Genomic DNA, 13,366 nt, shown 5'->3' on the forward strand with positions numbered 1-13,366 from the left:
CAAGATGAAACTCATGAAACATATTCTTTCAACTTTGGTCATTTTACATCTTGTGTCAATTACTGGCTGTAAGAAGTTTACAGATGTTGGTTTACCGAAAAGCCAGATTACCAGGGATGTTATTTTTAAAGACGACCAGCTTGCGAAATCTGCTATGGCGGGAGTCTATCGTTCATTGGAAGAGACAGGCTTTCTTTCCGGTTCCCAATCTGGTGCACAGGTAGTGCTGGGAGCTTATACAGACGAGCTGGAGTCTTATGCCGTGGCAACAAATGATGCTTCTGTTTTTTACCAGTTGACCCATCTTGCTACATCAGGCAAGATCCTTAGCATGTGGACTACAACCTATACGCAGGTTTACAATATAAATTCCATTATTGAAGGAGTTGACAATTCAAATGGGATGAGCGCTCCTGTTCGGGATCAGCTGAAGGGAGAAGGTCTTTTTCTGAGAGCTATACTGCACCTCTATCTCGCACAGACCTACAGTGCCGTTCCCTACGTTACATCTACAGCATATGATGTCAACCAGAGCATTGGCAAAATTAGCGTAGAAGAAGTCTATACAAAGTGTCGCAAGGATCTGGAGGACGCACAGTTGTTGCTTCCACAGACTTTGGCGAAAGGGAACAGGATCTATCCTACAAAGATGGCTGCCTATGCTTTGCTGGCAAGGATTGCTTACTATCAGTCTGATTGGAATAAAGCATTGGCATATGCCAACGAAGTACTTGACCATCCGCAATACCAGATGGAACCCGAGCTGGACAAGGTATTCTTAAAAGAGAGTTCAAGTAGCATTTGGCAATTGTTGCCCTATAGCGCCATTTATAATCCTTATCAGGGAAATGTTTTCATCCTGAGAGCTGCTCCACCCACTACAATTGCTTTGCGGGAAGACTTTGTGACGGATTTCGAAAATGGAGATAAGAGAGCAACCTCATGGGTGGGCCAGATCAGGAGCGCCCAAAACCAGATCTATTATTATCCATTCAAGTACAAGCAATATTCCACAAGTACCAGTTCCCTGGAACATTCTGTCATCCTGAGAGTGGAAGAACTAATCCTGATCAGGGCCGAAGCCTTCCTCAAAAAACAACAATACGATCTGGCAGTTGATGACCTGAATGCTATCAGGGGACGTGCGAACCTGTCTTTACTTGAGGAAAATACAGATCCGGAGGATCTGCTCAACATTCTGATAAAAGAGAGAAGATCGGAATTGTTTACTGAATTTGGTCATCGCTATTATGACCTGCGACACTATCAGCGCCTGGACGCAGTAATGTCCGTTAAAAAAACAGGCTGGAAATCCTACTATGCCTACTGGCCACTACCAGAGAAAGAACTACTGCTTAACCCCAACTTAAATCCACAGAATAATGGCTATTAGAATATATATATTGGCCTTACTGCTCATTCCAGGCTTATGCTATTCCCAAAATATTGACAGTCTGCAAGCTATTTATAGCCAATATTATGAAACTGCATTGCTGACTGTTAGTCCTTCGGGTGAATATGCCGTATTGAATCATCACAATACGTTTGGGAAAAATAACGATGTGCTGCTTGACGTGAAAACTGGAAAATCACTATCGCTGGATAAACATATTCGTTACCAGTTTTTAGGAGATGATTGCCTGTTAATGCAGAATATGGAACGCAGCAGATTCATGCATCTAAAGACCCAACAATACCGTGATGTAGCTGGTAGTCATATTCCTGCTATCATTACTAAATCAAGTCAAATTCTGCTGCAAAATAAGGTTGCTAAAGAGGCCTTCCTGACTTCAACAGATGGAGAGGAATTGTGGAAAGCGTCAAACATCAATACCTCCCTGTTTGATGTAAATAACAATCGATTTATCTATGCTTCAGGTGATCAGTTGGTGATCAGAGAACTGAACAGTCATCGGTTAAAAACCTATACACTCGACAGCAACGTTCAATGGATGTTTTCCAACGATCATAGAATCTACTGTGCCAATATTCAGGCAACACAAATAGAACTGTACACTTTGGATCTGCAGTCCAATCAGCTGGCAAAACAAATAATTGTGAGTCCTGCGGATTTGGAATTCGCCTCATCTTTAAATAATTTATTTGAGATCAGAGAAGATAAACACTTCCTGTTTCCCATGTATTTAAAAAGTAAATTAAATGACAAGAAGAATCCTGAATTAATAATTACCTATTCCAACAGAAGTGGCAAGGACAAGTTTTTAAACCATCATTTGGGTATTTATGATCTTAAGAACGGGCAATGGGACTATAAACCTGATACAAAGCAAAAACTGCCTGTTTACAAATTTTTGAATGAAAAAGGTGACTTTGTTGTGTACGATGAAAGTGGGGATGTAGTGGAAGAACAGCAAAATGTTATTCTGGATCTGAATTTGATTTTAGATTATGGTAAAAGTTCATGCTTACTGCCTAAAAAAAGAATACATGACGGCAATTATCTATGGGATCGGGGTACTGAACAATTCATTTATTTCGATCAAAAAAGATGGAGGTTTCATCATATCAAAACAGGGGCAGATCAGGAGCTATTGCCTTTGGGTGCCGGGGGATGGCATGCCTACCAGGCACGTAGAGGAAGTAGTGGCCTTGCAGACGAACCAGAGGTTAAGCCAATTCATATCCGCAACAGATCTGCCATTATGTTGTCTAATCAGTTCGATTACTTTATTGTGGATCTCAAAACTCATCAATTAGAGAGGATCACCAAAGGGGAAGAACAACAGATCAAATATGAACTGCAGTTATCCAGGGAACAGTATCCGAAATCATCCTGGAATATTGGGTTTGCTGAAATTGACCTGGAAAAGGAGATTACTTTCAAGCTCTTTAACCTTAAGACCTATAATTCAGGATTTGCCACCTATTTACATAAAAAGAAAAAAAACGATCTCTTTCAACTAGGACATTACAGGGAGATCATTAAGTATAACAACGGACATTTTTTACCTCTCATTTTGCGTTAGAACCTTTTAGACTGACAAAATTAGAAAAAGGGAAATACACGATTGTATATGAATCTTTAAAAACAGAAATAAAGGACTTAACAGGTACAAAATATCAAATCTTTCAATATCAAACAAGTTATGGTACGGCCAATGCTGCGATCTTGTTTCCTGTTGGTTATGACAGTCAGAAGAAGTATCCGATGATAGTGAATATTTATGAAGTGCAGTCACGTGATCTATTGTATTTCTTGCCGCCATATTTAACGGTAACATATGGCTTCAATTATTTGCACTATTTGATGAATGGGTACATTGTGTTGCTTCCTGATCTTCAATATGAAATCGGTAATGTTAAAAATAGTGTGATCAAATCCCTGGAAAGTAGTACTGAGGCCGCCAAATTATTGGCACCTGTTGATGATAATAATATCGGCGTTTTGGGTTTATCATTCGGCGGTTATGAAACCGGTCTTGCATTGACCAATTCCAGGTACTTCAAGACCGGCGTTGCTGGCGTTATGGTTTCGGATCTGGTATCGCACGCGCTTAGTAAGTCTGAATTCATAACAATGCCCAATTACATGCGGACGGAAAATCATCAAATGAGAATGAAACATAACTTATTTGATAACTGGAATACTTATTTGGAGAATTCACCGGTCTATCATATGAAAAACATTAACGCACCCGTATTGATCTGGACCGGACTGAAAGATAAAAATGTACCACCGGCCCAATCAAAGATGTTTTTTCTTGGCATGAAAAGATTACAGAAGAAAGCTGTTTTGCTGGAATATACCAATGAAACGCATAATGTTTTCCTGCCGTCCAATCAATTGGACCTTAATGTTAAGATCTGGCAGTGGTTCGATTATTACTTGAAAAACAAACGTCCGGCAGACTGGATAATACCTCTCACAGAATAACAGGAGATAAGGAAGAAGACCGCCCGGCACTGAGTGCGCGGGCGATCTTTTCTATTAAATATTGTTTTCTTATTTGGCTGAAAGTGCCACACCTTCAAACTCTATCCCTCCCCATCCATGCTTCATGAATTGCCTGATATTCTGATGATCAGTTCCGTCAGGTGTATTCAGCACCGCCTGATAATGTTCCGCAAACAATAACAATGTATCTTCTTTGCTGAGGCCGTTCAATTGAGCAAAGGTGAAAACCTTTGCGCTGCCCTGATTCTGCGTTGCTTCATTAAAGGCTTCGCCATTTTTAAAGGCCGTAGGCTGATGCTGGTAGCGGGTTTCAATGAATTCGATTACTTCTTTGAAAGGAATCGCATTGGCTTTGAGACTTTGGATCAAATCGGTCAGTTGTTCTTGCATCTGAATATCTTGAATTGAAATGAATTGAAATGAATTGAAATGAATTGAATTTGTGAGGGCAAAAATAGAAAAATATAAAAGATAATGCTGCATAAAAGGCAAGGCCCTCCCAAAGAATTGGGAAGGCCTTTCTAGTGCCAATTTGAAGCGATTTTATTCTATTTTTTCAGAAATTTTACTGTTTGTGTCTGACCGTTCATATTCATCGCAGCGATATACACATTTCCATTTATGATCGATGCAGGTATCCTTACCGTATTTATTCCCTTTTCCAGTTTTACTTTTTCTGCGGAAATAACACGTCCTGAAATGTCGGTGATTCGCAACCAGGCCTCTTCTGCTATTTTTGAATTAACGAGTAAGTGAACGGATGAATTCTCAGCTTTCAATACTTTGAACGACTGTAATTGGTCCGATTGTTTTTGAACGGTGTAAACAGAAGCGATCGGAGGTGGCGTTGCATTGAGGGAATAGTTGTGAATGGAATCCTGCAAAGCTCTCAGATTCTCTACCAGTTTCACCGTATTCAAAGGAGTGGCGCTTCCGAACATTTCAAATCCTCCGCTATAGCCTAAGGATGATGATGTGAGTACTAACAGTCCATCTCCGATCTGGTAAGTGAGAAGATAAGGCCGGTCGGGATTGGCGCCAAAGGATGCTGTGGCTAATTTTCGCCACCCTGCAGAAGGTGTATAGGCTTGTGATGGCGTCATGCCGTCTCTTACAGTTACATTGATATTGTTGGGTGTGGTAAGCCATTGGCCCATCTCTCTGAAAACTGTTTCGCGGGTTGCTGATGTGGCGCTGGACCAGGCTACGGAAGGCAAACCCGTGAACCAGGTATTGATGGGAACATTGCTTCCGGAAATGACAACCAGTCTGCCCTTGCTCACAAAATCCGTGATCTGGTTTTGAAAGAAACTATTCGATAATGAAATGCCTGTGCTGAAATATTTGATCAGCAGCACGGCAGCGTCTTCATCCAGTTTAGCGTTGAGCTCTGTTTCTCCGGTTACTCCCGAGCTGACCTGCCAGTTCCTTTTTTGGAATTCTACGGAAATGGGGAACCTGTTGGCGCTGCCCTGGTCGTACAAAATGATCTTGTTGAACAAAGGATCGGTGATCTCATTCACCAGTTTCACTTCCGCGAAATTGTTTTGATTATAGAAGGATCCATCGGGCCAGCCTGAATTGCCTTCGGGTCTTCCGCGTTTGATCTGCATTTTGAAAGCAGCGTTTTCTGCAGGCGTGATACCGATGGCACTGAATGGAATGGTAATGGTGGTGGTCCAGGTACTATCTGTTGTTGAAAAGCTGTTGGTGGCAGACCAGGCAGGAGAGGAGGTCCAGGACGTTACGAAATTGGTGCCACCCTTTGAACTGGCATCATAGCGCCAGGGCGTTCCATTTTTCGCGTTCACTGCAAAACGGATATAGGCAGGATTGGAGCTGTCTTTTTGCAGATAGATCTCGATTCGGTCGTCTGTGAGTATATTTCCATCATCATGGGCAGTGGCTGTTTGAATCCTGTTGGCAACATCATAATCATGGTTCACGATCCGGATAACAAGATTGGTTGTATTCCAGGTCATTTTTACATCGGTCTGTTCGGTTACTGATTGTCCGTTACTGTTCTCGAATGCAGGTAATCGTGGAACTGAATCCCAGTTGATGGTCCCTGTTACTTTCACTACGGATGTGCTATACCGATAGGCGCGTTCTGTTTTGTAATTGAAGATCTTTTGCCAGTTCAGCAACATTTTACTTTCCAGCGCTATCTGTGCATTCCTGCTTGCGAGCAATGCAGAATCTGTTACATCGTTCTCAAGAGTGGTGCGGGCAATGCGCAGGTGATTGTTCAGTTTTACAAATTTGGGGATCGACAGGAAATTGTCCACGAAGTTGGCAGGCGAGTTATTGTATCCTTTGATATCACCGGGTGCATTCCTCCAGGCGGTATCGAAAGTTTTGTAATAGTCCCTCATATGTGGCCCGGCCGTGCCGTAGATCACGTTGTTCCAGTCGTTCACGATACTATCTGCATTCACTGTATCCCACATGGCCCTGGCGGCTGCATACAGGTTGATCCGGTTGGTATTCCAGTTGGTATTCTCCGGAGAAGTGGAATTGCGATAGGGCCGAAGCTCAGACATATATCCTACCAGTCCATTTGTTTTCATCCAGTCCATTTGTTCAATTTCCCATTTAACCAGGGGTACATACATCGGATCTGTGAACATGATATATTCATACCCCCTGATCCCCATTTGTACATTTTTTCCCAGCCATCCGGTGACCTCTGTGTTGGGAATATTGTTGGTGGCATCAGAACTGCTCATGAATGAATGACGATAGCAGGCTTCGTACAATGCATAACCTACAAATTCAAATGGAGCTGCATCGTTCTGTGGTACAGCTTTGTAGCCCTGGTAAGCATAAGTCCAGTATCTTTTTCCGGGATGTGTGAGTTCCACTTTTTCCATTACGATCCTGGTGAAATTCTGCCAGCGGGTACTTACTGTTGCACCAAGTGGCCGGCAATAAACCGTATCCCTGCAATAGAGCTGGTTGTCTACCGGATACATATGAACGATATCTACATAAGGATTATCATTCCACCATCCCCTGATCATGTCGGCTACTGCATCCTGAACATCGGGATGACCCCAGCAAATATGAGAGGTAACATTGATGGGGCGGGTACCATCGGATTGCAAGGCTGCCCAATCGGGATGCGCTCTCAATACTGCTGTGTCCAGTTTTATATTATGACCTGCGATGCGTGCGAGAAAGCCTTTCTGTTTTCTCGATTTCATTGTTACAGTATCCGTATCACCTTCTTTGAAACCCACAACATTCATTCTGTTCCTGGCCATCCAGGCATCATTATCAGCGTAATCAGTAGCTATCTGGTTGGTGAGTGCCAGTGTACGGATCGGAAGTTTTGGAGTGTGAAAGATGGCAAGCGAACCTACAGTTACACTGCTTCGCACAGGAATGAATTCACCTGAAACGCCGGGCCAGAGCCAGCGTACGCCCAGGTAATCCTGCAGGAATGTGTAGGTGGCATAGAGCGCTGCTCTCGCTGTTTTCCCAGCCAGGAATAAATTGTTGCCATTTCGCCACACTGCTGTTTGTTCTTCGTTCACATTGGAGCCGCTGAGTCCCATACTTGCTGCATTGGCAGACACCAGGGGATTGGCCAGCGTGCCGATCACGATCTGTGCGCCGCTTACAGGATTACTGTTGATGGCTAATGTTTTGCCTGTCATGATCTGAATACATCTCTGCAATTCCAGCGCTGCATACCAGGAAACCGAAGCAGAGCCTGCATTCACATAGATAGACGCCTGTTGTGAAGGGCTTGCAATGACGAGGTCCTGGGCTTTGCAAATGCTTGCTGTGGCCATAACAAATATCGTCATGGCTGAAAGGGTAAAGCGTTTCAGCATAATATTTAATTTATATAATAATGGAATATCGTGTGCATTAACTGCACGTTCCGGAGGCGCCCATATTTAATGGAAACATTTTGCGGAACAAATCCCTAATCGTTTTTTATTTTTATTAAAGGGTGTACTGCTTGCATTGATTCATGCAGTTGCATTGATATTTATAAAATAAAACACTAAATTGCCCATAGGATAAGGCTTGCCCACAAATGCAATTACTTCTAAACAGCATTCAACACCAAAACGATCAGAAGGCTTTCAAGCAACTGTACCAATTGTTCTTTTTTAAATTGTACCAGTTCGCTTACTCTTATACCCGGTCCAAGGAAAGCTCTGAAGAACTGGTGAACGATGTATTTCTCAATATCTGGCAGAAGAGAGATACACTCGATTCCATCCAGAATATCAATCTGTATCTGTACGTCTCCGTAAAGAACGCTTCACTGAATTACCTGCGCAGGAATAGTCTGCCGGTTCCGGTTTCTGTGGATGATCTGCATGCCGATCACTTTCAGATCACTGCCGATCCTGAGTCTGCCCTTATCAGCCGCGAATTGCAGGGCCAGGTTGCAGCAGCCATCGAGCAATTACCGTCACGTTGTAAACTGATCTTCAAACTGGTAAAGCAGGATGGGCTGAGTTACAAGGAAGTGGCTGATCTATTGGGTATTTCCACAAAAACGGTGGACAGCCAGCTTTGTCTTGCTCTCAAAAAACTCGCGCACCTACTGCATCCTGTCAATAGCTGGTGATCATTTTCAGGAAAACAGAAAAAAACTTTCTCATCGCTTAGGGAATTCCTCCGTATTATGTTTCCTTTAATGAAGGAGCAGCCAGTCGCCCGCGTCATCGCGAGTGGCTTTTGTTTGCTCGAATAACTTTTTATGAAACCAGAGAGATTAATAGAATTACTGGCCAGGCAGATGGGCAATGCAGCATCCGATGCCGAGTTGCTTGAATTGCAGGAATTGATGAAACAATATCCTGATCAGCAGCAGCTGGCGGAAATGTTGCGATCTGTCAAAGCAGAAACTACACAACCTGTTGCTGGCCAGGAAGAGGAAATGGTGAGTGAAAACTGGAATAAGCTACAACAGCAGCTGCAGGCTGAGCAGGATCATATACCAGTATTGCCAATGATGCCCAAAAGAAAGTTCCTGCAAACATGGATGGGCAGGGCAGCAGTTTGGGGAGGCATTATTCTTGTAGCAGGTACTACCTGGTTCATGCTCAATAAACCCGGTCAGCAAAATATTGCCAATGTTCAGCAGTTGAGCGCCACCAATGGCTCTCCTGAAAAAAAGATCCTGCCTGACGGTTCCGTTGTATGGCTGAATGCCCGCAGCACCGTTCGTTATGCAGAAGATCGTGAACTGAACACACGTGATGTTTATCTCGAAGGAGAAGCTTATTTCCAGGTGAAGCAGGATCCTGAGCATCCATTCATCGTTCATGCAGGAAATATAGCGGTGCGTGCATTGGGAACCGAATTCAATGTAACCGCCTACCCGGATGAGAACAGACTGGAAACCACCCTGATCAGTGGAAAGGTGCAGGTGACCATGAATGAAAAACCTGATCAGAAGATCATACTCGCTCCCAATGAAAAACTAACGGTGATCAATAAGGAAATGCTCCGGCCCGGACAGCATGAAGATGCAGCGAATGAGATCAGCTTCCAGGTAGAACCCGTTACCAGTCTTGCTTCTGTGAATGCAGTGCCCGAAGTGGCCTGGTTGCAGGATAAGCTGGCATTCCAGAATGAACAGTTCTCCAAACTGGCAAAGCGGATCGAAAGAAGATACAATGTTCATATGGTGTTCAGGGATTCCACACTGAAACACGAGATCCTTACAGGAACCTTTGAAAATGAAAATATCCGGAAAGCTTTATCCCTGCTGCAGATGACCACTCCTTTCCGATACAGGATAGAAGGGGATTCTGTTTTTCTGAATCGAAACTGATGATTTACAGAAGCTGAAAAGCTGACCTGCGCAACAATGATTTGATGCGGGAACAATATCGTATTGCAGCAAAAATGGAAAAGGATAAAAATAAAAAAGAGGAAGAGCGCTAACTCCTCCTCTGATAATGAATGCAATCGGAACAGGCTCACCTGACAAGTTCACTTGTTCCTTTTATTCATCTTTCAATTCAAATATATGAAGAAAAAGCAATTGTCATGCCTCCGGCATGATGATGCCTTATTGCGTAAAATCGGGCGTTGTATGAAACTGACTTTCCTGTTTCTTTTCGTTTGCAGCCTTCATGTTTCTGCTATCGGGTACGCCCAACGGGTGTTCACGCTCAATATGAAAAATGTTGGAGTGGATGAGGTGTTAAGTCAGTTGCAGAAAGAAAGTGATTACCGTTTCTTTTACAACAACCGTCAGGTGAAAGCGCTGGACAAGGTGAGCATCGTTGTAGAAAATGAAACACTGGCCAATATTCTCGACAGGATACTCAACAAAAAATTATCCTACCAGATCCTCGAAGAAAATATCGTGATCATCTCACCGCCAAAAGCCAGCGGCAGTGCAGATCAACCAATACAGGGCACCGTCACGGATGAAAAAGGGATGCCGCTCACGGGAGTGTCGGTTCAAATAAAAGGAACGAAGAAAGGAGTTACTACAGATGCCAAAGGATCGTTTGCGATCGATGCAGATCCCGGCGCCGTGCTGGTGATCTCTTTCGTTGGATATGAGGCGCAGGAGATAGCTGTGAACAAACAAACCAATCTGCAGGTGAAATTACAATCATCTTCATCTGAACTTGAACAACTGGTGGTGATCGGATACGGAACTGTTCGAAAGAGGGACGTGACCGGTTCTGTTGGACAGGTGAAAGTGAATGAACTGCAGAAAGCCCCTGTGATATCTTTTGAAGAAGCATTGGCCGGAAGAATGGCCGGTGTTAAAGTGACTTCGGCAGATGGACAACCAGGCGCCCCCATCAACGTGGTGATCCGGGGCACCAATTCAGTTACCCAGGATAATTCACCCTTGTACGTGATCGATGGTTTTCCAATGGAAAATCCCGACAACTATACTTTAAATCCTGCGGAAATAGAATCTATTGAAGTATTGAAAGATGCCAGCTCCACCGCAATCTATGGCGCAAGAGGCGCCAATGGCGTTGTGATCATCACCACAAAAAAAGGAAAAATGGGAGACCCTGTAGTTGCCTACAATTCCTACTACGGATTCATGCAGAACAAAAGGAAGATGGATCTGATGAACGCTTACGAATTTGTGAAATACCAATATGAAAGAGACTCCGCAAATGCCAACGCCATTTACCTGACCGATGGAAAAAAAATTGAAGATTTCCGTAATGCGCCCAGTATCGATCTGCAGGATGAGATCTTCCGCAGCAGTCCATTCCAAAATCATTTCCTTTCAGTTAGTGGTGGTAAAGGTGGAACACGCTACGCGGTTTCCGGATCCATCCTCAACCAGGATGGTGTGATCAAAAACTCCGGTTATGATCGCTACCAGGGCAGGGTGAATCTTGATCAAACAGTCAATTCCAATCTCAAGATCGGGATCAACTCCAACTATAGTGTTACCAACAGATTTGGTACAGTGCCTTCTGAACAGGTTACCGGTTTCTTCTATGGCAATCTGCTCTACAGTGTTTGGGGATACAGGCCTGCAACAGGCCGCCCTATCAACGATCCGGTAGATAACCAGGACGATGATTTCCTCAGTCTGCAGGGCTTCAATCCGGTACAGACAGTGGAAAATGAACATCGGAAAAACAGGACAGACCTGCTCACGGTAAATGCATACGCAGAATATGCGATCGGTAAATATCTCAAGCTCCGGGTGAGCGGAGGCCTTACCAAATCGAAGATCACCAGGGAGTCTTTCAATAATTCAAAAACAAGACTGGGCAGTCCGTTGACCACCAGCGGCCAGAACAATGGCATCAATGGTTCCGTGATCTCCAATGAACTGCAAAGCCTGCTGAACGAGAATACACTCAGCTTCAACAAAACATTCAATAAAGATCATAACCTGAATGCCGTGGCAGGTTTTACGGCGCAGAAAACAACCACTTCGTCCTACGGCGCCGCTGCCAACCATATTCCCAATGAAGCGCTGGGCATTGCCGGAATCGATGAAGGGCAACCGGTGAATGTGAACTCCACCGCATCACTGTACACCCTGGCTTCTTTCCTGGCCCGCGTGAATTATTCCTACAAATCGAAATACCTGCTGACCGCTTCCATCCGCTCAGACGGGTCCTCCAAATTCTCTGAAGACAATAAATGGGGCTATTTCCCATCCGCTGCACTGGCATGGCGGCTTGACAGGGAGAACTTCATGAGATCATTCGATTTTATTTCAGATGCCAAACTTCGTGTAAGCTATGGCGTTACCGGTAATAACCGCGTCCCTGATTTCGCTTATCTCTCACAGATAGACCTTCCTTCTTCACTTGGTTACAGCTACAACAACCTTCCGGTGAATGCAGCCATTATTTCCGAGCTGGGCAATATGAACCTGAAATGGGAAAGCACCAATCAGTTCAATGTGGGTATCGACCTGGGTTTTCTCAATGATCGCTTTACCCTGGTGGCGGATTGGTACAGAAAGGTCACTTCCGATCTTTTGCTGAATGCAAAACTCCCTTCCTCCATGGGCTTTACCGATGCAGTGAAGAATATCGGCAAAGTGCAGAACCAGGGATTGGAATTCACGCTCAATTCAGTAAATGTGAAAAACAAGAATTTCACCTGGAATTCCAATTTCAATATTTCATTCAACAGGAATAAAGTGCTGGCGCTGGCAGAGAACCAGTCTACCTTATTCACGCTGGCCACCTGGAATATCGATCTCAGAACGGTTCCCCTGTACATTGCTGAAGTGGGGCAACCCGTTGCCAGGTTCTGGGGTTATCAATGGGAAGGGAATTACCAGTTCAGTGATTTTGATGAGACTGCGCCTAGTGTGTATGTGCTGAAATCAAAGATCGCTACTTACAATAAAGACAGAACGCTCACCAAACCGGGAGATATCAAATACAAAGACATCAATGGTGATGGAGTGGTCAATACGGATGACAGGACCATCATCGGTAACCCCAATCCAAAATTCACCGGTGGTTTTTCCAATGATATCACCTGGAAGAATTTCGATCTGAACGTATTCATCGAATTCTCCTATGGGAATGATGTGATGAATGGCAACCGCATCATTTTTGAAGGCGGCGGCCGCGTGAACCAGAATATGTATGCCACTTACCTGGATCGCTGGACGCCGGAAAATCAGAACAATGAATTTTATCGGACCAACGGGAGAGGACCAGCCGATTTCGGTTACTCCACAAGGGTAGTGGAAGATGCTTCCTATGCCAGGATCAAAACTGTTTCACTGGGTTATAATATTCCGGCCAGGATCATTTCCAAAGCCATGCTGAAAGCCGTTCGTGTGTATGCTTCGGCACAGAACCTGCACACGTTCACGAAGTACAAGGGATTCGATCCTGAAGTATCTGCCTATGGCAATTCGGCGCTGATGCCCGGCTTCGATTATTCTGTGTACCCACGTTCCAGAACAATCATTTTTGGCGCTAATATTTCATTCTAAAGCAACAAGTC

The 13,366-nt window shown here is 44.1% G+C and carries 8 protein-coding genes; 6 read left to right on the forward strand and 2 right to left on the reverse strand.

Features of this window, described 5'->3' with window-relative positions; all coding sequences use genetic code 11:
* The first annotated feature begins 4 nt into the window (after positions 1-4).
* The 3 genes from FSB84_RS18805 (at position 5) to FSB84_RS18815 (ending at position 3,895) form a co-directional block, all read left to right on the forward strand.
* Complete coding sequence (locus tag FSB84_RS18805; protein ID WP_130539444.1) at positions 5-1,393, forward strand: RagB/SusD family nutrient uptake outer membrane protein; 1,389 nt, start codon at positions 5-7, stop codon at positions 1,391-1,393.
* A complete protein-coding gene (locus tag FSB84_RS18810) occupies positions 1,383-2,987 on the forward strand; it encodes a hypothetical protein (protein ID WP_147122264.1) in 1,605 nt (534 codons plus the stop codon). Before FSB84_RS18805 ends, FSB84_RS18810 begins: the two co-directional genes overlap by 11 nt.
* A 281-nt stretch (positions 2,988-3,268) precedes the next feature.
* Complete coding sequence (locus tag FSB84_RS18815; protein ID WP_158644002.1) at positions 3,269-3,895, forward strand: alpha/beta hydrolase family protein; 627 nt, start codon at positions 3,269-3,271, stop codon at positions 3,893-3,895.
* A 69-nt stretch (positions 3,896-3,964) separates the two neighbouring features.
* On the opposite strand, the gene FSB84_RS18820 is transcribed toward FSB84_RS18815, so the two are convergent.
* Together FSB84_RS18820 and FSB84_RS18825 are read right to left on the reverse strand one after the other, a co-directional pair.
* A complete protein-coding gene (locus FSB84_RS18820; protein ID WP_225980109.1) occupies positions 3,965-4,399 on the reverse strand; it encodes a HopJ type III effector protein in 435 nt (144 codons plus the stop codon).
* Positions 4,400-4,464: 65 nt separating this feature from the next.
* Positions 4,465-7,758, reverse strand: coding sequence for a DUF4838 domain-containing protein (locus tag FSB84_RS18825; protein WP_130539446.1), 3,294 nt, complete (start codon positions 7,756-7,758; stop codon positions 4,465-4,467).
* Between the two features lie 209 nt (positions 7,759-7,967).
* On the opposite strand from FSB84_RS18825, the gene FSB84_RS18830 reads away from it, so the two are divergent.
* The 3 genes from FSB84_RS18830 (at position 7,968) to FSB84_RS18840 (ending at position 13,355) form a co-directional block, all read left to right on the forward strand.
* Positions 7,968-8,510: an RNA polymerase sigma-70 factor gene (locus FSB84_RS18830; protein ID WP_130539447.1), complete on the forward strand. Its 543-nt coding sequence runs from the start codon at positions 7,968-7,970 to the stop codon at positions 8,508-8,510.
* 132 nt (positions 8,511-8,642) lie between these two features.
* Entirely contained in the window at positions 8,643-9,722 is a 1,080-nt protein-coding gene (locus FSB84_RS18835; protein ID WP_130539448.1) for a FecR family protein, read from the forward strand.
* 264 nt (positions 9,723-9,986) lie between these two features.
* On the forward strand, positions 9,987-13,355 hold the full coding sequence (locus tag FSB84_RS18840) for a SusC/RagA family TonB-linked outer membrane protein (RefSeq protein ID WP_130539449.1): 3,369 nt from the start codon (positions 9,987-9,989) through the stop codon (positions 13,353-13,355).
* Positions 13,356-13,366 lie beyond the last annotated feature (11 nt).

This window comes from Pseudobacter ginsenosidimutans, from assembly GCF_007970185.1.
GTDB classification, from domain to species: Bacteria; Bacteroidota; Bacteroidia; order Chitinophagales; family Chitinophagaceae; genus Pseudobacter; species Pseudobacter ginsenosidimutans.

What these genes read in the sequence shown, in the direction of transcription:
- FSB84_RS18805 (WP_130539444.1), top strand. Translation starts at nt 5, where the DNA reads ATGAAACTCATGAAACATATTCTTTCAACTTTGGTCATTTTACATCTT.
- FSB84_RS18810 (WP_147122264.1), top strand. Translation starts at nt 1,383, where the DNA reads ATGGCTATTAGAATATATATATTGGCCTTACTGCTCATTCCAGGCTTA.
- FSB84_RS18815 (WP_158644002.1), top strand. Translation starts at nt 3,269, where the DNA reads ATGAATGGGTACATTGTGTTGCTTCCTGATCTTCAATATGAAATCGGT.
- FSB84_RS18820 (WP_225980109.1), bottom strand. Translation starts at nt 4,399, where the DNA reads ATGCAGCATTATCTTTTATATTTTTCTATTTTTGCCCTCACAAATTCA.
- FSB84_RS18825 (WP_130539446.1), bottom strand. Translation starts at nt 7,758, where the DNA reads ATGCTGAAACGCTTTACCCTTTCAGCCATGACGATATTTGTTATGGCC.
- FSB84_RS18830 (WP_130539447.1), top strand. Translation starts at nt 7,968, where the DNA reads ATGCAATTACTTCTAAACAGCATTCAACACCAAAACGATCAGAAGGCT.
- FSB84_RS18835 (WP_130539448.1), top strand. Translation starts at nt 8,643, where the DNA reads ATGAAACCAGAGAGATTAATAGAATTACTGGCCAGGCAGATGGGCAAT.
- FSB84_RS18840 (WP_130539449.1), top strand. Translation starts at nt 9,987, where the DNA reads ATGAAACTGACTTTCCTGTTTCTTTTCGTTTGCAGCCTTCATGTTTCT.